The organism is Phenylobacterium glaciei (assembly GCF_016772415.1).
GTDB lineage: Bacteria > Pseudomonadota > Alphaproteobacteria > Caulobacterales > Caulobacteraceae > Phenylobacterium > Phenylobacterium glaciei.
In genome coordinates, this window is sequence record NZ_JAGSGD010000001.1 from 1,102,850 (window position 1) to 1,121,437 (window position 18,588).

General features: G+C 67.9%; 16 protein-coding genes. 5 read left to right on the forward strand and 11 right to left on the reverse strand.

Going from position 1 to position 18,588, the window contains the following annotated elements:
• Nucleotides 1-99 precede the first annotated feature (99 nt).
• Genes JKL49_RS05315 through JKL49_RS05330 form a run of 4 tightly spaced genes read right to left on the reverse strand, consistent with a single transcriptional unit; the run spans nt 100 to nt 3,738 of the window.
• Nucleotides 100-1,233 (reverse strand): ABC transporter permease, encoded by a 1,134-nt coding sequence (locus tag JKL49_RS05315; protein WP_215338750.1) that lies wholly within the window; start codon nt 1,231-1,233, stop codon nt 100-102.
• Nucleotides 1,230-2,147 (reverse strand): ABC transporter ATP-binding protein, encoded by a 918-nt coding sequence (locus JKL49_RS05320; RefSeq protein ID WP_215338752.1) that lies wholly within the window; start codon nt 2,145-2,147, stop codon nt 1,230-1,232. The genes JKL49_RS05315 and JKL49_RS05320 overlap by 4 nt, the downstream gene beginning before the upstream one ends.
• Nucleotides 2,144-3,115: an HlyD family secretion protein gene (locus JKL49_RS05325; protein ID WP_215338754.1), complete on the reverse strand. Its 972-nt coding sequence runs from the start codon at nt 3,113-3,115 to the stop codon at nt 2,144-2,146. Before JKL49_RS05325 ends, JKL49_RS05320 begins: the two co-directional genes overlap by 4 nt.
• Nucleotides 3,112-3,738 carry a TetR/AcrR family transcriptional regulator gene (locus JKL49_RS05330; RefSeq protein WP_215338756.1) on the reverse strand — a complete coding sequence of 209 codons (627 nt, stop codon included), beginning with the start codon at nt 3,736-3,738 and terminating at the stop codon, nt 3,112-3,114. The genes JKL49_RS05325 and JKL49_RS05330 overlap by 4 nt, the downstream gene beginning before the upstream one ends.
• A gap of 54 nt (nt 3,739-3,792) precedes the next feature.
• On the opposite strand from JKL49_RS05330, the gene JKL49_RS05335 reads away from it, so the two are divergent.
• Both JKL49_RS05335 and JKL49_RS05340 read left to right on the forward strand, forming a co-directional pair.
• Nucleotides 3,793-4,011: a hypothetical protein gene (locus JKL49_RS05335; RefSeq protein WP_215338757.1), complete on the forward strand. Its 219-nt coding sequence runs from the start codon at nt 3,793-3,795 to the stop codon at nt 4,009-4,011.
• Nucleotides 4,012-4,071: 60 nt separating this feature from the next.
• Nucleotides 4,072-5,898, forward strand: coding sequence for a DUF4153 domain-containing protein (locus JKL49_RS05340; protein WP_215338759.1), 1,827 nt, complete (start codon nt 4,072-4,074; stop codon nt 5,896-5,898).
• Here JKL49_RS05340 and JKL49_RS05345 read toward each other — a convergent pair.
• The gene (locus JKL49_RS05345; RefSeq protein WP_249778030.1) at nt 5,882-8,836 is read right to left on the reverse strand and encodes a TonB-dependent receptor plug domain-containing protein; all 2,955 of its coding nucleotides are present in this window, start codon (nt 8,834-8,836) and stop codon (nt 5,882-5,884) included. The genes JKL49_RS05340 and JKL49_RS05345 overlap by 17 nt on opposite strands.
• 386 nt (nt 8,837-9,222) lie before the next feature.
• On the opposite strand from JKL49_RS05345, the gene rpmB reads away from it, so the two are divergent.
• Nucleotides 9,223-9,531: a 50S ribosomal protein L28 gene (gene rpmB / locus JKL49_RS05350; RefSeq protein ID WP_215338761.1), complete on the forward strand. Its 309-nt coding sequence runs from the start codon at nt 9,223-9,225 to the stop codon at nt 9,529-9,531.
• Between the two features lie 62 nt (nt 9,532-9,593).
• On the opposite strand, the gene JKL49_RS05355 is transcribed toward rpmB, so the two are convergent.
• From JKL49_RS05355 to cobT, 3 genes are read right to left on the reverse strand one after another with little or no spacing between them, the layout of a single operon-like run.
• Nucleotides 9,594-10,340: a dienelactone hydrolase family protein gene (locus JKL49_RS05355; protein ID WP_215338769.1), complete on the reverse strand. Its 747-nt coding sequence runs from the start codon at nt 10,338-10,340 to the stop codon at nt 9,594-9,596.
• A 12-nt stretch (nt 10,341-10,352) separates the two neighbouring features.
• Complete coding sequence (locus JKL49_RS05360) at nt 10,353-11,315, reverse strand: esterase-like activity of phytase family protein (protein ID WP_347340355.1); 963 nt, start codon at nt 11,313-11,315, stop codon at nt 10,353-10,355.
• Nucleotides 11,312-13,264, reverse strand: a complete 1,953-nt coding sequence (cobT, locus tag JKL49_RS05365; RefSeq protein WP_215338771.1) for a cobaltochelatase subunit CobT — start codon at nt 13,262-13,264, stop codon at nt 11,312-11,314. Before cobT ends, JKL49_RS05360 begins: the two co-directional genes overlap by 4 nt.
• Nucleotides 13,265-13,423: 159 nt before the next feature.
• Between cobT and JKL49_RS05370 the strand changes: the two genes are divergently transcribed.
• Entirely contained in the window at nt 13,424-13,603 is a 180-nt protein-coding gene (locus JKL49_RS05370) for a DUF1328 domain-containing protein (protein WP_215338773.1), read from the forward strand.
• 65 nt (nt 13,604-13,668) lie between these two features.
• On the opposite strand, the gene JKL49_RS05375 is transcribed toward JKL49_RS05370, so the two are convergent.
• The 3 genes from JKL49_RS05375 to cobS all read right to left on the reverse strand — a co-directional run bounded on the left by JKL49_RS05375 (nt 13,669) and on the right by cobS (nt 17,613).
• Complete coding sequence (locus JKL49_RS05375; RefSeq protein ID WP_215338775.1) at nt 13,669-14,247, reverse strand: methyltransferase family protein; 579 nt, start codon at nt 14,245-14,247, stop codon at nt 13,669-13,671.
• Nucleotides 14,248-14,289: 42 nt separating this feature from the next.
• Nucleotides 14,290-16,323, reverse strand: a complete 2,034-nt coding sequence (locus JKL49_RS05380; RefSeq protein WP_215338777.1) for an ATP-binding protein — start codon at nt 16,321-16,323, stop codon at nt 14,290-14,292.
• Between the two features lie 285 nt (nt 16,324-16,608).
• On the reverse strand, nt 16,609-17,613 hold the full coding sequence (cobS, locus tag JKL49_RS05385; RefSeq protein ID WP_215338779.1) for a cobaltochelatase subunit CobS: 1,005 nt from the start codon (nt 17,611-17,613) through the stop codon (nt 16,609-16,611).
• Between the two features lie 100 nt (nt 17,614-17,713).
• Here cobS and JKL49_RS05390 point away from each other — a divergent pair, with 100 nt between their 5' ends.
• Complete coding sequence (locus JKL49_RS05390) at nt 17,714-18,586, forward strand: TauD/TfdA dioxygenase family protein (protein WP_215338781.1); 873 nt, start codon at nt 17,714-17,716, stop codon at nt 18,584-18,586.
• The last annotated feature ends 2 nt before the right edge of the window (nt 18,587-18,588 follow it).

Below are 18,588 nucleotides of genomic sequence, written 5' to 3' on the forward strand. Positions count from 1 at the left end.
AGGGTAGGGTGAGGGGGGCGTTCCGGCCAGGTGGTGAGGGGCGGCGCGATCCCCTCACCCTGCCCTCTCCCCTTGAAAGGGGAGAGGAGGAACGCGACCCTAATCCAATGTCCGCCGATAGCGGGCCATGGCCAGCGCCGTGACCACGCAGACGAAGGCCAGCAGGGCCAGCAGTTCGCGCCACATGTCGCCCAGGCTCTGCCCCTTCAGCAGGGCGCCGCGCACCACCCGCAGAAAATGGGTGACCGGGATCACCTCCCCCAGCGCCTGGGCCCAGCCCGGCATGCCGCGGAAGGGGAACATGAAGCCCGAGAGCAGGATCGAGGGCAGGATGTAGAAGAAGCTCATCTGCATGGCCTGAAGCTGCGACTGCGCCGCCGTGGAAATCAGGAAGCCGAGGGCGAGCGACCCCACGATGAACAGGCCGATCCCCAAGGCGAGACCGATCCAGCCCCCCAGCATCGGCACATGGAACAGCAGCTTGGCGATGGTCAGGATGATGACGGTCTGGGCGAGGCCCACCAGGACGTAGGGCGCGAGCTTGCCGATCATCACCTCGATCGGTTCCACAGGCGTGGCCAGCAGGCTTTCCATGGTGCCGCGCTCAGTCTCGCGGGTGACGCTGAGCGAGGTCATCATGACCAGCGTCATGGAGAGGATGACGCCCAGCAGGCCCGGCACGATGTTGTAGGCGGTGACGGCCTCCGGGTTGTAGCGGCGGTGGACCACCACCTCGAAGGCGGGCTTGGCCTGCAGCCTGGGGGCCAGGGCGCCCTTCAGGTCGCCCGCCAGGGCCTGGGTCGGCAGGGCGGCCAGGGCCGCGACGGCCGGGCCGGTCGCCGAGGGATCGGTGGCGTCGGCCTCCACCAGGATCTGGGCCTTGTCGCCGCGCGCCACCCGCCGGGTGAAGTCGCCGGGAATGGTGATGGCGAACTGCACCTCGCCGCGCCGGATCAGTTCGTCCAGCTCGGATGGACTGCGAGCCTGGGCCACGAGGTCGAAGTAGGCGCTGTTCCTCAGACCCGACAGGATCGAGCGGGCGAAGACGCTGTCCTCCTGCACCAGCAAGGCGGTGGGCAGGTGCCGGGGCTCGGAATTGATGGCGTAGCCGAACAGCAGCAGCTGGATCACCGGCAGGGCCAGGATCATGGCGTAGGTCAGGCGGTCGCGGGTGAGCTGCTTGAACTCCTTGATCAGGACCGCCCAGACCCGCGTCGCGGAAAACCCATTCATCGGAAATTGTCCTCGGCGCCGTCCATCAGCTGGATGAAGACGTCCTCCAGGGTCGGCTCAACCTGCGTCCAGCGGAAGGGTTCGCGGCGGTACGGGGCGATAGCGGCCTCGATGGCGGCGCGGTCAGTGCCGCTGACATGCAGGGAGGCGCCGAAGGGGGCGGCCATCTCGACGCCGGGCCGCCCTGCGATCTCAGCCGACAGCCGGTCGATCCCCGGCCCCTCGCCGTTGAAGGTCACCAGGTGCGAGCCCGCGATCACCTCGCCCGCCGTGCCGCGCGCGATCAGCTTGCCGTAGGCGATGTAAGCGATCTCATGGCACCGCTCGGCCTCGTCCATGTAGTGGGTGGAAACCAGGACGGTCAGGCCCTCGGCGCTGAGTGCGTGGATCTCGTCCCAGAAGGTGCGGCGGGCCTTCGGATCGACGCCCGCGGTGGGCTCGTCCAGCAGCAGCAGCTTGGGCTCGTGCAGGGTGGCGGTGGCCAGGGCCAGGCGCTGCTTCCAGCCGCCCGACAGCGTGCCGGCCAACTGGTTTCGCCGCTCGATCAGGCCCAGGCGCTCCAGGGCGTGAGCCACCCTTTCCTTGCGGCGATCCAGGTCGTGGACGCGGGCGGAGAACATCAGGTTCTCCTCCAGGGTCAGATCCTCGTAGAGCGAGAACTTCTGGGTCATGTAGCCGGCCTGGCGTTTGATGGCGCCCGCCTGACTGATGATGTCCAGTCCCAGGCAGGTCCCGTCGCCGCTATCTGGGGTCAGCAGGCCGCACAGCATCCGCAGGGTGGTGGTCTTGCCTGAGCCGTTGGGGCCGAGGAAGCCGCAGATGCGGCCCGCCTCGACCTGCAGGGAGACGTCTTGCACCACGTGCTTGTCGCCAAAGCTCTTGTTCAGGCCATGGACGTCGATGGCCAGTGTCACCGGACCGGCTCCAGGGGCGTCACGTCCACCGGCTGGCCGGGATTGAGCCGGGCGGAGGGCCGGGCTTCCACCAGGTAGACCAGCCGGTCGCGGGCCTCGCGGCTGTAGATTATCGGCGGGGTGAACTCCGGGCGCGGGCTGACGAAGGTGATCTTGGCGCTCAGACCCTTGGCGCAGCCGTCGCAGGCGAAGCGCACGACCCGTCCGATCCGGTAGGCCGAAAGGCTTTGTTCCGGAATGAAGAACCGCAGCTTGATGCGGTCGTCGGGCAGCAGGGACAGGACGGGCTGGTTGGCGATGGACCACTCCCCTTGCTGGAAGAACACGTCCTCCACCCGTCCATCGGAGGGGGCGACGGGGGCGAGGTCGGAGAGCCGGGCGTCGGCAGCCGACAAGCCCGCCTGCGCCTGGGCCACCCGGCTGTCGGCGGCCTGGACCTGACCTTCGCGGGCGCCCAGGGTCGCGGCGTCCCGCTGCCGGCGGGCGGCGGCGAGTTGGGCGTTGGCGGTCTGCAGGGCGGCGCGGGCGTCGTCCAGGCGGGCGGGCGCATAGATGCCCTTGCGGACCAGGGGCGCGACCCGGCGCATGTCGGCCGCCGCGTCCTGGGCACGGGCCTGGGCGGCGGCGATATTGGCGTCATAGACCGCCAGCTCGAGGGGGCGCAGACCCTTGCGGGCGTCCTGCGCCTGGGCCTGCGCGGCGCCCACCTCGGCCTGGGCCTGCTGGCGCTGGGCGGCGAGCTGCTTGGGATCGACCACGAACAGCCGGTCGCCGGCCTTCACCCGGTCGCCGCGCTGCACATAGATCTGAGCTACGGCGCCGGAGACGGGTGCGGCAAGATAGAGCGCTTCGCCCTCGACATAGCCGGTGAGCGCATGGGAGCGGTTCAGGCGAGGAACCAGGACCAGGGCGGCGATCAGGGAAGCGGTCAGCAGCAGCAGGACGATGACGAGCAGGCGTTGTTTCATGGGACCATCCCCCGCAGCAGGGTCTCGACGTGTTGTTCCATCAGGCCCGCCAGATCGAAGGGCTCGGCGCCGATGGGGGTGAAGGTCTCGCGCCAGATCACCCCCACCAGCAGGGGCGAGATCAGGCTCACGGCATAGAGGCGTGGGTCGCCGGGCTGGACCTCGCCGCGCGCCTGGGCCGCGGCGATGACGGCCGTCAGCGTCCCCAGGGCGGGCACGATCAGCCGGTCGTGCCAGACCCGCGCCAGTTCCGGGAAATTGCGCGCCTCGCCCACCACCATCTTGATGATGCCGCCCAGGGGCGTCGTGCTGGCCATGTGCGCCATCATCCTCGCGACGCCGCGCAACAGGTCGGGGAAATTCTGCGGGTTGGCGGCGGCGAGGGCAGCCAGGTTCTGCAAGTTGGGGGCGACGCCCTGTTCCACCACCGCCTGGAAGATGTCCTCCTTGGTGGCGAAGTAGAGATAGATCGCCCCCTTCGAGACCCCGGCCCGGGCGGCGATGTCGTCCAGCCGCGCGGCGGCGAAGCCCTTTTCCCCGAACACTTCAAAGGCCGCCGCGACGATCTCGTCGGGACGGTCGGCCTTGCGACGCCGAAACTTGGGCTGGCCTGCGGGAAGCATTCGGAGATCATTAATAACTGACTGGTCAGTTATCAATATGCCTCAATCGGAAGCATGGCAAGCCTGGCCCTGTCGCATCCAAGCCGCACTGTCTGTGAAATGATCAACCGGCGCGGGATAGGGGGTGGCGGCCCTGGCTTCGACACCGGCCCGGTGGCCAATTCCCGCTTCATGGCCTGGGTCAGCGCCGAACAGGTTCCTGACATGACGCCGGAAATGGCCAACCTGATCCTCTCAGCCGAGGACGGCGAACCCATCGGACCCTATTTCTGAGACGTTGGCCGTTCCGCCGTCCCATGCGACCGTAAGGTGAGTGGGGGAGGGACTAACATCATGTTCGCAGGACAGAGCGACCCGGACCAGGCGTCGCGTCCGATCGCCATCGCCCGCGTCGCCATCGGCTTCGCGCAGGGCCTGGCCCTCTACGGCCTGAACGAGTGGGAGAAGCACGGCCTGACGGGCGGCGTCGCCTCGCCGCTGTTCTGCGCCTGCGCGATGCTGATCCTGTTCCTGCCGGTGGTGCTGCTGGGCGGCCTGCGCACCCTGCGGACCCGCACCCTGATCGTCTGGGGGGGCATCGCCGCGGTCATTGTGGCGGCGCTCGGGGCCTATCACGGGACGATCGCTATCCCCGACAGTGAATTCCAGCACTGGCCCGGGCCGCCCCTGGTGATTTTCACCGCCGTGGGTCTGTTCATCGCCCACCACCTGGTGACCGGCGCGGACGCCAGCCGCCGATGGGTCGCGAGCTACGACCACTATTTCGATCAGACCTGGAAAGACGGGGTCCGGCTGGCCCTGGCCGTTCTGTTCGTCGGCGCCCTGTGGCTGCTGCTCTTCCTGGGCGGAGCGCTGTTTGATCTGATCGGTATCAAGTGGGTGGGCAAGACGATCAGCAAGCCCTGGTTCGCCTTCCCCGCCACCACCACCTTCTTCGCGCTGGCCATCCACCTGACCGACGTGCGCGCCAGTCTGGTGCGCGGCATCCGCACCGTGGCCCTGACCCTGCTGTCGTGGTTGCTGCCGGTGATGGCGGTGATCGGTTCCGGGTTCCTGATCGCCCTGCCGTTCACGGGCCTGACCCTGCTATGGGACACCAAGAGCGCGGCCGGCATCCTGCTCTCGGCCGCTGCGGCCCTGATCGTCCTGCTGAACGCCGCCTATCAGGAAGGCGAGGGCGACGGCCATCCGCCCGTAGCCCTGAAGTGGGCCGGCCGGGTCACCGGCGTCATCATCGCGCCGCTGGTGGCCATCGCCGCCTATGGCCTGGCCTTGCGCATCGGCCAGTACGGACTGACCCCTGACCGCATCTATGGCGCGGCCTGCACGGTGGTGGCGGTGGTCTATGCGGTGGGTTACGCGGCCAGTGTCTTCCTGCCCGGCCTTTGGCTGAAGCGGCTGGAGGTGACCAATGTCATCGCCGCCCATGTGGTGGTGGTGGTGCTGCTGGCTCTGTTCTCGCCCCTGGCCAATCCGAGCCGGCTAGCGGTGAACGACCAGGTGGCGCGCCTGGATCGCGGCGCCGTGACGCCCGACAAGTTCGACTACCTGTTCCTGCGCTTCGAGGCCGGCAAGCCGGGGATCGACGCGCTCAAGGCGCTCGCCGCCCGCAAGACCGGAGCCAACGCTGCGCAGATCGCCCGGCGCGCCGCTTCCGCCCTGGCCCGCAAGGCTCGCTACGGCGAGGCCACGACCTCGGTGTTGGAGCGCAAGGAACTGGTGAGCGTGGCGGGCGGTGGCGTGCTGCCAACCGGCTTCCTGGAGCAGAAGTGGAAGACCTTCGAAGACCCGCTACAAAACTGCCAGAGCGGCCAAACCTGCCACGCCGTCGTGGCCGATCTCGACGGGGACGCCGTGCCCGAGGTGGTGGTCTTCGCCCTCGGCGACCGCAGGGTCTATCGGCAGGCGGGCGGCGTCTGGTCGCGGATCGGGACCTTGTCGGGCGCCTACTGCCAGAACGAGGGCGCGGCTCTGAAGGCCGGGCAGTTCGTTGTGAACGCTGATCCCAAGCCGATGTCCGACCTGGTGGTCGCCGGACGCCGCCTGAAGGTGCTTCCCAACGACGACAAATGCCCGGACGGCTCCGCCGCTGAGATCCAGCCCCCCGAAATCAGACAGGCGCCGACGAAGACGGACCGAGCGGTCAGAACTTCGCGTTGACGCCCACGAAGAACCGCCGGCCCAGGATGTCGAAGCTGGAGGGATCGGTGTTGGAGTTGGGATAGCTGGTGAAGTGGGGCGGGTCCTTGTCTTCCAGGTTGTTGATCCCCGCCCGCAGAGTGACCCGATCGTCGATCTTCCAGGAGCCCGACAGGTCGTAGACGTCATAGTCCGGCGTGTTGACCGCTGTGGGGCTGAAGGTGGGCACGCTGCGGGCGTCGGTCATGGCGGCGATATGGCGCCAGCGCAGGGTGGTCCGTACGGGTCCGACGACCCAGGTGGCCGACAGCACCGACTTCCATTCCGGCAGGGCGCCACCCGACAGATCGGCCCCGATGGTCCCGGCATAGTCGACGAAGGTGGCGTTGGGCCGCGTCTGGCGCTCGAAGCTGTCGAGCTTGGAGATCACCAGGTTGAAGGCGAGCGCCCCTGCGGTCTCCGGCAGGCCGAGGTCGGCGAGATCAAAACCCCAGTCCACCTGGCCGTCGAGCCCGTAGGTCTTCACCGAGGCGAGGTTCACCTGGGTCTGGGCGACGCCGGTGATCTGGCCCGAGCCCAGGCGGGTGAACTGCTCGCAGTAGAAGTTGGCGTTGGAGAGCCCGGGGTTGGACCCATCGGCGTTGAAGCAGGAGGCCAGGATCGTCGGGACCCCGATGGTCCCCACCACGTCGGCCACCTCGATCTTGTAGTAGTCCAGGCTGATGCTGAACCGGCGCAGGAACGGCCTGTCGACGGCCGGCGACCAGACCGCCCCGGCCGTGAAGCTGTCGGCGGTCTCCTCGGTGAGGTCAGGATTGCCGCCGCCGGTGATCTCCACCTGAGTAGAGGCTTGGTTGAAGGTGTCGATGATCGCCGTCGGCACGCCCTGGGACAGGCACAGGCTGCGAACCGCCGCGCCGCTGGCGCCGGTTCGGTAGGAGGAGCGCACGTCGCAGGGATCCCCCGCCGTGGTGCCGGTCCCGGGCGAACCGATGCCGACGAAGCCAAGGGACTGGGGCGAGAACAACTCGGCGATGTTGGGCGCGCGAACGGCGCGCTGATAGCCGCCGCGGATCAGCAGGCCTGACACCGGTTTCCAGGTCAGATCGGCCTTGTAGGCGCTGACCCGGCCGGTGGTGGAATAGTCGGCGACCCGGCCGCCCAAGGCCAGGTCCAGGCTCTCGATCAGCGGCAGGTCGGCCAGCACCGGGACCAGCAGCTCGGCGTAGACCTCCTTCGAGGTGATGTCGCCGCTGACCGGCACCGCCGGGTTGAAGCCGACGATGTCCGGGCCCCGCAGCAACAGGTCTGGGGCATAGTCGAAGTCGTCCTTGCGGTACTGGCCGCCGGCCGAGAACTTCAGCGCGCCGGCCGGCAGGTCGATCAGGCTGCCGGTGGTGTAGCCCTCCACCACGGTCTGCTTGATGGTCGTGGCATTTGTAACGTCGCGGGCGATATAGGCCGCGCAGCCGGGGCTGACCTTGCCGGCCCCGAAGATGTTGAAGCCACCGCAGATGGCCACCCCGCCGTCCGGGGCGAAGGTCAGAGTGCGCATCGCCGCCCGGCTGACATTCCCGAACTGGTGCTCGGTGTGGTCCATCTGGCCGTAGCTGGCGTAGAGGTCCCATTTCCAATCTCTGATGGGGAGGACTCCACGGAGGCCCGCCAACAGCTGGGTCGTCTCATAGGTGTTGTTGGAGAGCCGCCCGCCGACCTCGGTGAAGGCGCGGCGGGGATAGAAGGCCGCTGTTGGATCGGCGCGCGAGGCCAGCAGGGTGCGCAGGTCGGCGGGAATGAAGGGGTTGGTCACCGGGACCACGATGTCGGGGCCGGGGAAGGCGCCGTCGCTGGCCGAGGCCGGGCCCAGCTGCCGCGAGACATCATAGGTGGTGTAGCTGGCGGTGCCGTAGGCCTCCACCGCGTCAGTCAGGTCGTAGCGGCCGGTGGCATAGAGGCTCCAGCGCTCCAGGGGCAGGTTCAGGTAGCGGTAGGCGGCGCTGTTGAAGGTGTAGCTGGCCGCCGAGAAGCCCGGGCCCTGGACCCCTTTGTAGTTGTTCACCGGGGCGGTGGAGAACAGGCTGCCGTCGGCGTTGAAGGACAGGCTCGCGCCTCGCGCCACCGTGCCGGGTGCGAAGCCATAGGCGCCGAACACCGCGTTCATCGCCGCCTGGCTGGGGAGGTTGGCCGCGCCGCCGGCGTTGGAGGCCGGATCGAACCGCCCGTCGGGAATGGTGGCCGCGCCGGAGGGCGTCAGGCCGGTGGTCAGGATCGAATATCCCACCGCCGACCAGTCACGATCAGCGGCCGTCAGGCCCTCGCGCTTGTCGTAGGTGACGGCGGCGGCGATGTTGCCGCGGTCGAAGTTATGGCCCCAGCCTACCGAGGCGGTGAGCTGGCCGGCGTCGTTCTGCTCGGTGGCGCCGAACTGGGCGTCCACCTGCAGGCCCTCGAAGTTCCGCTTCAGCTTGAAGTTCACCACGCCGGCGATGGCGTCGGAGCCATAGACCGCCGAGGCGCCGCCGGTGATGGTCTCGACAGTGTCCACCAGGAAGGTCGGCACGGTGTTGAGGTCGACCACCGCATTGGGATTGCCCGCCACCACCCGCCTGCCGTCGATCAGCACCAGGGTGCGGGTGGGTCCCAGGCCGCGCAGGTTGGCGTAGGCCTGGCCCGGCGTGGTGACGAAGTTGGTGGTGTTGGTGCCCGAGCCGTTTGACGGCGTGAACTGCGGCAACTGGTTCAGGGTGTTCTCGATCGTCACCATGCCGACGGCGGCGATCTGGTCGGCGCCCACCGTGACGATGGGGCTTTCCGACACGTAGTCCTTCCGGGCGATCCGGCTGCCGGTGACCACGATCTCGGAGACCTCGGCGTCTTGGGCCAGGACCGGCGTGGCGCCGAAAGCCACGAGACTCGCCAGGGCGCTGGCGCACAGCAGGCCCGATCGCATCGTCTTCATGTTGGAATCCCCATCCCTGCCCAAGCCTGATCCACCCACGCGGGTGATTTGCAGCCCAGGCTAGGGGAAGGCGAGCGCCCCCGCCACTGGCGCAGAATGGGCGAGATTAATGAGGAGAGAGCAGCGCCGGAACGTGGCCGCAACGAATCAGGACCGAATCAGTGACTCGGCATGATTCGGGATTTGTTCCCTACAAGGTATTGTATCCCAAGGGCTTGGGGACACAAGACGGTCGGAACAGCGGCCCTGTGACCCGGGTGCCGGAATGTGCGATGACGCGCTCTGAAAGGCGGCTCCGCCTTGACGCCGCCGCTTACCTTCGACTATATCGCCCGCTCTCGCGCGGGTCCGCCCGCCGTCACTCTTTCTCGCTTAGGTCTTAAGCCATGTCGCGTCGTTGCGAACTCACCGGTATCGGCCCCATGGTCGGCAACAATGTGAGCCACTCGAATATCAAGACCAAGCGCCGCTTCCTGCCGGCCCTGGCGCCCGCCAGCCTGCAGTCGGACGCGCTGGGTCAGACCTTCAAGCTGCGCATCTCCAACGCGGCCCGCCGCACCCTGGACTTCCGTGGCGGCCTGGACGTCTTCCTGGTCAAGGCCAAGGACGAGCAGCTCTCGCCCCGCGCCCTGAAGATCAAGCGCCAGCTGAAGGCCAAGCTCGCCGCGCAAGCGCCGGCCGCCGTCGCCGCCTAAGGCGCAGCAGCTTCCAGACTTGAGAAAGGCCGGCGGTGACGCCGGCCTTTTTCTTTGCGCGCCTACTTCAGCGTGCTGTCGAACAGGGCGATCAGTTCGCGCCAGTGGCGCTCGGCGCCCTCGGGGTTGTGGACCGGCATGTCGGTGGGCACCCAGCCGTGCTTGCAGCCTTCCCAGATGGACACCTCGGCATCGACGCCGGCCTCGCTCAGGGACTTTGTCAGCAGGGTGTTCTGGGCCTCGTCATAGCTGCGGTCCTCGATGGCGCCGGCCACCAGCACCTTGGCCTTGATCGCAGGGGCCAGCAGGTGGGGGCTGCGTTCGTCGTCGGTGGCCATGCCGCCGCCGTGGAACGAGGCCGCCGCGCCGATGCGGTCGGGATAGGTCCCGGCCGCGCGCAGGGCGATCGAGCCGCCCATGCAGTAGCCGGTGATTCCCACCTTGCCCGGCTTGGCGGCCGGATCGGCGTCGATGTAGTCCAGGCAGGCCTTCACGTCGGTCATCTGGCGCCCGGCGCCGGTGCTGGCGCGCAGCTTGGCGAACAGCTCCCCGGCCGCCTTGTCGCCCGCGCGGGCCGCGGCGATGTCCAGGGGCGGATAGGGGCCGGCGCGCCAGAACAGATCCGGCAGCAGGACGTAGTAGCCGGCGGCGGCCAGGCGCTCGCCCATCTCGAACAGGGCCGGGCGGATGGCCGGCGCGTCCATGGCGATGATGGCGGCTGGCCAGGGGCCGGAGCCTGAGTCGGGCTTGAAGACGAAGGCGCGCGCGTCGCCCTCGGGGGTGGGCAGCGCGATCTCGGTGCGGCTCATAATGGCGTCTTCCTAAGGCTTGGTGGGCTTCCAGTCGAAAGCCACCAGGATGGTCTTCTGGGAATTGGAAAAGTTGTCGTCGGAAATCAGGTAAAATCGGGTCGAGCCGTCCTTGTTGGGCACGGCGGAAACGCCCTCGATATTGTCGACCGTCAGGGGCTTGGTGATGTCCATGCGGGCGATCTCGCCGGCGGGGCCCAGAATCTTCAGGGTGATGCGGCTGCCGCGCACCGGGTCCCAGGCGCGGAACAGCCAGGCGGTGTTCCCGCCGGCCAGCCGGTTGACCGCGACCACGCCAAACTCGGCGGGCTTGTCCAGGGTCGGGCCCTTTACGCAGGCGGCGCTCAGCCGGCAGGTCCAGGTCTCGCCGGAATCCTCGCCAGCCGTGACATAGGCGTCGGGGCCGGCGGCGGGATCGGCGCTCAAAGCCTCCAGGCCGCTGTTTTCCTGGAAGGTGGCGACAGGAAAAGGAGCCTCACGGGGGGGGGCGCCCTTGGCCGGATAGACCAGGATGCGGTTGATGCGCTCGAAGCTGATCAGCATGTCGCCATTGGCCAGGATCGCCATGCCCTCGGCGTCGGCCTGCGCCTTGCCCTGCAGCGGCTTGCCGTCAGGACCGGTCAGGACGGTGAGCTTGCCGGGACCAAGGCCCGCCAGACGACCGGTCTTGTCCAACAGGACGCGGCTCTCCAGGAGGTCGCCTTCATCGCTGATGGAAACCAGCCTGCCGTCCGGCGTGATCCGCAGGTCCGACAGGCCGTGCAGGCGCGAAGTCTGGTCCGACGACAGCAACAGGCCGCCGGCATAGACGAAGTCGCCGATGCGGTCCTGGGCCGGGTCGGCCGGATTGAGCGCGACGGGGGTGGCGGTGATGGTGATCCCGGGGCCGGCGGCCATCGGGCGCTTGGGCAGGGCGGCCGGTTGGGCGCAGGCGGTGAGGGCCGCGAGCGCAACACCCAGGATCAATCGTTTCACGCCACGGCTCTCCGGACTTCCTTGAAGGTGGACCGCCGGGCTCCGCCGCCCTGGGGGCCTTGCGTGTTGGGCGGCGGGGCCAGCAGGCCCACGGTCTTGCGGTTGGCCTTGCGCGGCTCCTCCTGGAACAGCTCGGCCAGCTGGTCGACGATGGCGCCGGCCAACTGTTCCACATCGACGATCGTGACAGCCCGGCGATAGTAGCGGGTGACGTCGTGGCCGATGCCGATGGCGATCAGCTGCACCGGGCTCTTGTCCTGGATCTCGGCGATCACCTCGCGCAGGTGGCGCTCCAGATAGTGGCCGGAGTTCACAGACAGGGTCGAATCGTCCACCGGCGCGCCGTCGGAGATCACCATCAGGATGCGGCGGGCTTCCGTGCGGCCGATCAGCCGCTGGTGGGCCCACATCAGGGCTTCGCCGTCGATGTTCTCCTTCAGCAGCCCCTCGCGCATCATCAGGCCGAGGTTGCGCTTGGCGCGGCGCCAGGGGGCGTCGGCGGACTTGTAGATGATATGGCGCAGGTCGTTCAGGCGGCCGGGCTGGGCCGGCTTGCCGGCCTTCAGCCAGTCCTCGCGGCTCGTGCCGCCCTTCCACGCCCGGGTGGTGAAGCCGAGGATCTCGGTCTTCACGCCGCAGCGTTCCAGGGTGCGGGCCAGGATGTCGGCGCAGACGGCGGCCACCATGATCGGGCGGCCGCGCATGGAGCCGGAATTGTCGATCAGGATGGTCACCACCGTGTCGCGGAACTCGGTGTCTTCCTCTTCCTTGAAGGCCAGCGACGCCGTGGGATCGGTGATCACCCGGGTCAGGCGCGCCACGTCGAGAAGCCCTTCCTCCAGGTCGAATTTCCACGAGCGGTTCTGCTGCGCCATCAGCTTGCGCTGCAGCTTGTTGGCCAGGCGCGAGACCACGCTGGAAAGGCTGGCCAGCTGCTGGTCGAGATAGGCCCGCAGCCGGGTCAGCTCCTCAAGGTCGCAGAGTTCCTCGGCCGCCACGATCTCGTCGTTGGCGGTGGTGAAGACCTTGTAGGTCGGCGTCTTGGCGTCGCCCTTGGGATCGGGTCGGGCGGGCTGCTCGCCCTCGCCCAGCTCCGGCGGCTCGTCCGAATCCTCGGCGTTGGGATCATCCTCCGCCTGCATCATCTGGCTGTCGGCGTCCTCGCTTTCGCTGTGGGTCGCCTCGCTGTCGTCCATGGAGGCCTGCTGCGGGGACTGGCCCTCGCCATCGCCCTCGTCGCCGTCCTCGGCCGACTCGGCCTCGCCTTCGTCGCCGTCTTCCTCGTCCTGATCGGCCTGGTCGGGCGCGTCGCTCAGATCATCGCCCATGGAGAGGTCGCGCAGGATGGTGCGCGCCATCCGGGCATAGGCCTTCTGGTCGTCGAGCTTGTCGATCAGCTTGTCGAGATCCTGGCCCGCCCGGGCCTCGATCTCGTCGCGGAACATGTCCACCAGCAGCTTGGCGTTCGGCGGCAGTTCGACGCCTGTCAGCCGCTCGCGAGCCATCAGGGAGACGATCTCGGCCATCGGCGGATTGGCCTGGGCGTCCACGGGATTGAAGGGGCGCTTGAGCCAGGCCTGCTCGTGCACGACCTTCAGGTTTTCGCGCACGCCGCCCAGCGCATTGGAGCCGATGGCCTCGATACGCACCTGCTCCAGGGCGTCATAGGCCGGGGCGCCCAGCGCCGAGGCCGGACGGGTCTTGGCGTGGATTTGCGCGTCGTGGTGGGAGATGCGCAGGGCCATCTGGTCGGCCAGGCCGCGGATGCGCGCGGCGTCCATTGGCGTCAGGTCCCGGGGCGGGTGCGGCAGGACCGCGCGATTGCCCGACAGCAGGGGGCCTTCCCCGGAATAGACGATCTCCAGGTCAGGGCTTTCAGCGAGCGACCGCGCCGCGTTGGCGAGGGCGCGCTTAAAGGGCTCGAGCGGGCTTTCCGGGTTCTTGGCCATGGTCTTTTCGTCTTAGCGCGTTGCCGCTCGGTGAGGAAAGCGCTGCTTGGTGTCAGGCCCGCAACGACCCTGGAATTCGTCGCCGGCCGGCCGCAGGAACGTCAAGCCTGGCCCCGCGTTCAAGAGCCAACACCTGGATGTTTTTGGCTGGAGTTCGACATGTTGAAATGGGCCCTGATTTTCGCGGTGGTCGCCCTGATCGCCGGCGCGCTTGGCTTCACCGGTATGGCCGGTGCGGCGGCGGGTATCGCCAAGCTGCTGTTCTTCGTCGCCGTGATCGGCTTTGTGCTGTTCCTGGCGCTGGGCGCCTTCGTGGGCAAGAAGATCAGCGGCGGCTGAGCCCGCCTCATAGGCTGAGACGGACAAGGGCGCAGAGGACACTCCGCGCCCTTTCTGCTGTCGGCTTACAGAACGTAGGGGATCAGTCTTCGGACGCGGCGGGCGTAGGCCGCGTACTCGTCCCCTCCCAGGGCTTGGGCCAGGAAGCGCTCCTCGACGCGGGCCTTCAACCAGAAGGCCAGGGCCAGGACGCCGAGCCCGGCAAAACCCAGCAGGCTGGGCGTCAGCAGGGCCTTGGCGAGAGCCGCGGCCAGGATGCCCGTATAGATCGGATGGCGGACCAGGGCGTAGGGCCCGGTGTCGACCACGTGGTGGCCCGCCTTGGCGGTGGTGCGGAACGACCACAGCGCACCCAGATGTCGCCGCGCCCACCAGCAGAAGGCCATGCTTGCGGCGGTGAGGGTGACCAGGCCCCACTGTGCAGCGGGAAACCAGACCCACAGCCGCTCCGCGACGTTGGGCGGTTTGAACAGCAGGCCAAAGCCCAGGAAAACCAGCAGGACCGCCGACCGTTCGCCGAGGTTCTGCGGGCGGCTCTCCGCCTTTGCCGCCCACAGCCCCGCGAGCAGCCATGTCGCGCCCCACAGCGCCCAGAGGCCGTAGACCGCGAGTTCGGAATTTTCGAGGATCACGAGTTGGCGCATGGGCTGGTCAGCCTACCCCGATCTCCTTGGGGCCGGAAAGCCTCAGGCGGCGACGGTCTCGGCCTCGATCTCTTCGTCGGCAGGCGCCAGGGCCTCGTCGATGGCCGCGAACAGCTTCACCGCCTCGATGGGCTTGGGCACGAAGCCGCTCATGCCCGCGTCCAGGTACTCGTTGATCTGGTGGCGCATGACATTGGCCGACAGGGCCAGGATCGGCAGCGCCGGTCGGCCGGTCTGCGCCTCGAACGCGCGGATCGCCTGGGTGGCCTCCACGCCGCTCATCTCCGGCATCTGGATGTCCATCAGCACCAGGTCGAAAGCCTGGGTCTTCACCGCCTCCACGGCCTCAAGGCCATTGGCGACCACGGTCAGGTCTATGCCGAAGGGCTCCAGCAGCGACTTCAGGATCAGCTGGTTGGTGGGGTTGTCCTCGGCCGCCAGGATCTTGGCGGTGAAGCCCTCGGTGTTGGGGGTATCGATCTCGACCGTCCGACGCGCGCGGGCCTCGGCGCGCTTCTCCATCGGCAGGGTGAAGCTGAAGGTCGAGCCCTCGCCCACGATGCTGGTGACGCCGATCCGGCCGCCCATCAGTTCGACGAGCTCGCGGCAGATGGCCAGACCCAGGCCCGTGCCGCCGAACCGGCGATTGGTGGAGGCGTCCACCTGGCTGAACTTCTGGAACAGGTCCCCCAGCCGTGACGGCGGGATGCCGATGCCGGAGTCGCGGACGGCGAAGGTCAGACCCTCGGCCGACGGTGTCACGGTGACCGACACCACGCCGTCGGCGGTGAACTTCACCGCGTTGGAGACCAGGTTGGAAATCACCTGACGCAGGCGCGCGCCGTCGCCCCACCAGATACCGTTCGCCTCGGCGGCGATGTAGAGATCGAGGGTGACGTCCTTTTGGGCCGCCAGGTTGGTGAAGGTGGCGCAGGCCTCGCTGACCGCCTCGGCGACGTCGAACTCGTGGTTGTCCACCTCCAGCCGGCCGGCCTCGATCTTGGAGATGTCCAGCACGTCGTTGAGCACCGACAGCAGGGTCTGGCCCGACGCCCGGATGACGCTGAGGCGGCCCGACTGGATCGGGCTCAGTTCGTCGCGGGCCATGACCTGGGCCATCCCCAGCACCCCGTTCAGGGGCGTGCGGATCTCGTGGCTCATATTGGCCAGGAACTGGGACTTGGCGACGTTGGCGGTATCGGCCTGGTCGCGGGCGCGGACCAGCTGGCCCATGGTGCGCTCCAGGGCGTCCTCGCCCAGCGTCAGGTCGCGGAAGATGGTCTTGATCCGCAAGGCCATGGCCAGGGCCGCGCCCATCAGCACCAGGAAGGCTAGGAGGAAGACCGGGGCGGCGCTCTTCAGCACCGTGACGCCTGGCCGCTTGGGGCTCCAGGCCAGGTCGCCCACCACAAAGCCGTTCACGTCCACCACGGGCACGCGGGACGGGATGCGCAGGACGCCCGGCGGCGAAATGCGGGACTGGGTGACGTGCAGGTTGTCGTCCACTTCGTGCAGGAACCCGCCGTCCAGCCGGCGGGCCGAGACCACGACGGCGGCCCGGCCAGGGCGCAGGCGGGCCGCCGGGGTCTCAGGTGTGACGGTGGCGGCGCCGACCATGAAGTACTGGCCGCCGGCCACGACGATGCCGCTGGTGGTGAGTTCGGCGTCGAGGCCATAGGTCTTGCCCCGGCGGTCGGGTCCGATCTGCTCCTCGGAACGCAGGCGCGCCAGCAGCGGGGCCACCGCAGGGGCTAACACGCCCGCCTCGTCGGCCGGCAGCCTCCGGTCCTTGCGCCAAGCGTAGACCGGCTGGTCCTTGGCGTTGAACACCAGCGTCAGGTCGTGACCCATGTGATCGGCGTAGAAGCCGCCTAGATTGCGGTCAGCCCAGCGCGCGTCGAGGTTCGGGCCCAGCCGGGCATAGGCCTCGTCGCGAACGCTGACCGTGGTGATGCCGCTCACCAGGCGCATCAGGGTTCGGTCGATCCCCTGGGCGACAAGCTCCCGTTCCTCGGCCACCTGAACGCGGTCCACCGAGATGCTGGTATAGGCCAGCAGGCTTACGCCCCCGGCCACGACAACGGCGAGAATCAGAGACGCCAGCTGAATGATCCGACGGGCGGCTCGCTGACTATGAGGAAGCTTGGTGGCCATAAGCGCTCGCACCCACAACTGATCGTGGATTAGTCGCAGACGGGCGTCATCAAACTGTAAAGGTGTGCGCGGCAAGTTCGCGCAACTCAAAATCGGTATCCAGGCATAGTCTTGCTCAGGCTTCAGAACCTGAAGTTTCTATGCTCACGGAATAGGCGCCGCGCGCGAAGTCTTGCCTCGCGGCGGCCCCGATCCAGGGTAGGGAGTCTAGGCCACCCGCACCCGGGCCGTGGATTCCGGCAGGTCCTGGCCGAAGGCGCGCTGGAAGAACTCGGCGACGGTGCCGCGCTCCAGCTCGTCGCACTTGTTCAGGAAGGTCATCCGGAAGCCGAGCGCGATGTCGCCACCGAAGATCTCGGTGTTCTGGGCCCAGGTGATCACCGTCCGCGGGCTCATGACCGTCGAGATGTCGCCGTTCATGAAGGCGTTGCGCGTCATGTCGGCGACGCGGACCATGGCGCTGATCGTGCGCTTGCCCTCGGTGTTGTTGTAGTGCGGCGCCTTGGACAGCACGATCTCGGCTTCCACGTCGTGGGCCAGATAGTTCAGCGTGGTGACGATCGACCAGCGGTCCATCTGACCTTGGTTGATCTGCTGGGTGCCGTGATAGAGGCCCGTGGTGTCGCCCAGACCGATGGTGTTGGTCGTGGAGAACAGCCGGAAGAACGGATTGGGCCGGATCACGCGGTTCTGGTCCAGCAGGGTCAGCTTGCCCTGGGCCTCCAGGATGCGCTGAATCACGAACATCACGTCGGGGCGGCCGGCGTCGTATTCGTCGAACACCAGGGCCACGGGCCGCTGGATCGCCCAGGGCAGGATGCCCTCGCGGAATTCGGTGATCTGCTTGCCGTCCTTCAGGACGATGGCGTCCTTGCCCACCAGGTCGATGCGGCTGACGTGGCTGTCCAGGTTCACCCGGATCAGCGGCCAGTTGAGGCGCGCGGCCACCTGCTCGATGTGGGTCGACTTGCCGGTGCCGTGATAGCCCTGGACCATGACGCGACGGTCGAAGGCGAAGCCCGCGCAGATCGCCCGGGTGGTCTCGGGATCGAACTTGTAGGACGGATCGAGGTCCGGCACGTGACTGTCGCGCTCGCTGAAGGCGGGCACGGTCATGTCGATATCCACACCGAAGGTGTCGCGGACAGAAGCCTTCTTGTCCGGGACCAGGGTGAGGAGCTTGTCGTCTTGGTTTTCAGCGAACGAGGTCATGGTCCGGATCGATTACAGGCTTACGCATGCGAAGCAAACGTGTGTTTGATGGGGGCAGTCCCTGCGACCCATACCGGAATGACGAAGGGAGCGTCCACCCATGTTGAAGCAAGCCACGCGGTCATATCGCGCAATCCAGGTCTTCGCCTCCGAGGAGGGCTTCGGCGCCGAGATCGTCGGCGTGGACCTTTCGCGCCCGCTTTCCCCAGAGGCCCGCGAGGAAATCCGCGCCGCCTGGGCCCGCCATTCGGTGGTCAGCTTCCCCGACCAGCCGCTCAGCCTGGACGAGCTGGAGGCCTTCACCCTGCAGATGGGAAAGTTCGGGGTCGACCCCTTCATCGCCCCCATGCCCGGCCACCCCAACGTCCTGGAGCTGCGGCGCGAGCCCGACGAGAAGGCCACCAATTTCGGCGCCGGCTGGCATTCCGACTGGAGCTTCCAGCCCCAGCCGCCCGCCGCCACCCTGCTGCACTCCAAGGTCACGCCGCCGGTGGGGGGCGACACCCTCTTCGCCGACTGCGCCAGCGCCTATGACGCCCTGTCGCCGGCCATGAAGACCCTGCTGGCGCCGCTGCAGGCGACCCATTCCGCCGGCCGCGCCTACGGGACCAAGGGGGTCTTCGCCCGCGAGACCGAGAAACGGACCATGGAGATCATCGTCTCCGAGGACGCCGACCAGAGCCTGACCCATCCCCTGGTGCGCACCCACCCGGTCACCGGCCGCAAGGCGCTGTTCGTCAGCCCGGTCTACACGGTCGGCATCGAGGGGTTCGAGGCCAAGGAGGCCCAGGCGATCCTCGGCTTCCTGTTTGGCCACATCACCCAGGACCGGTTCGTCTATCGCCACAAGTGGCGGCCCAACATGCTGCTGATGTGGGACAACCGCTGCACGGTCCATCTGGCCGAGGGCGGCTATGACGGTCACCTGCGGCTGATGCACCGCACGACGGTGGCGGGCGACAAGCCGGTCTGAAC

What these genes read in the sequence shown, in the direction of transcription:
- JKL49_RS05315 (WP_215338750.1), bottom strand. Translation starts at nt 1,233, where the DNA reads ATGAATGGGTTTTCCGCGACGCGGGTCTGGGCGGTCCTGATCAAGGAG.
- JKL49_RS05325 (WP_215338754.1), bottom strand. Translation starts at nt 3,115, where the DNA reads ATGAAACAACGCCTGCTCGTCATCGTCCTGCTGCTGCTGACCGCTTCC.
- JKL49_RS05330 (WP_215338756.1), bottom strand. Translation starts at nt 3,738, where the DNA reads ATGCTTCCCGCAGGCCAGCCCAAGTTTCGGCGTCGCAAGGCCGACCGT.
- JKL49_RS05335 (WP_215338757.1), top strand. Translation starts at nt 3,793, where the DNA reads ATGGCAAGCCTGGCCCTGTCGCATCCAAGCCGCACTGTCTGTGAAATG.
- JKL49_RS05340 (WP_215338759.1), top strand. Translation starts at nt 4,072, where the DNA reads ATGTTCGCAGGACAGAGCGACCCGGACCAGGCGTCGCGTCCGATCGCC.
- JKL49_RS05345 (WP_249778030.1), bottom strand. Translation starts at nt 8,836, where the DNA reads ATGAAGACGATGCGATCGGGCCTGCTGTGCGCCAGCGCCCTGGCGAGT.
- rpmB (WP_215338761.1), top strand. Translation starts at nt 9,223, where the DNA reads ATGTCGCGTCGTTGCGAACTCACCGGTATCGGCCCCATGGTCGGCAAC.
- JKL49_RS05355 (WP_215338769.1), bottom strand. Translation starts at nt 10,340, where the DNA reads ATGAGCCGCACCGAGATCGCGCTGCCCACCCCCGAGGGCGACGCGCGC.
- cobT (WP_215338771.1), bottom strand. Translation starts at nt 13,264, where the DNA reads ATGGCCAAGAACCCGGAAAGCCCGCTCGAGCCCTTTAAGCGCGCCCTC.
- JKL49_RS05370 (WP_215338773.1), top strand. Translation starts at nt 13,424, where the DNA reads ATGTTGAAATGGGCCCTGATTTTCGCGGTGGTCGCCCTGATCGCCGGC.
- JKL49_RS05375 (WP_215338775.1), bottom strand. Translation starts at nt 14,247, where the DNA reads ATGCGCCAACTCGTGATCCTCGAAAATTCCGAACTCGCGGTCTACGGC.
- cobS (WP_215338779.1), bottom strand. Translation starts at nt 17,613, where the DNA reads ATGACCTCGTTCGCTGAAAACCAAGACGACAAGCTCCTCACCCTGGTC.
- JKL49_RS05390 (WP_215338781.1), top strand. Translation starts at nt 17,714, where the DNA reads ATGTTGAAGCAAGCCACGCGGTCATATCGCGCAATCCAGGTCTTCGCC.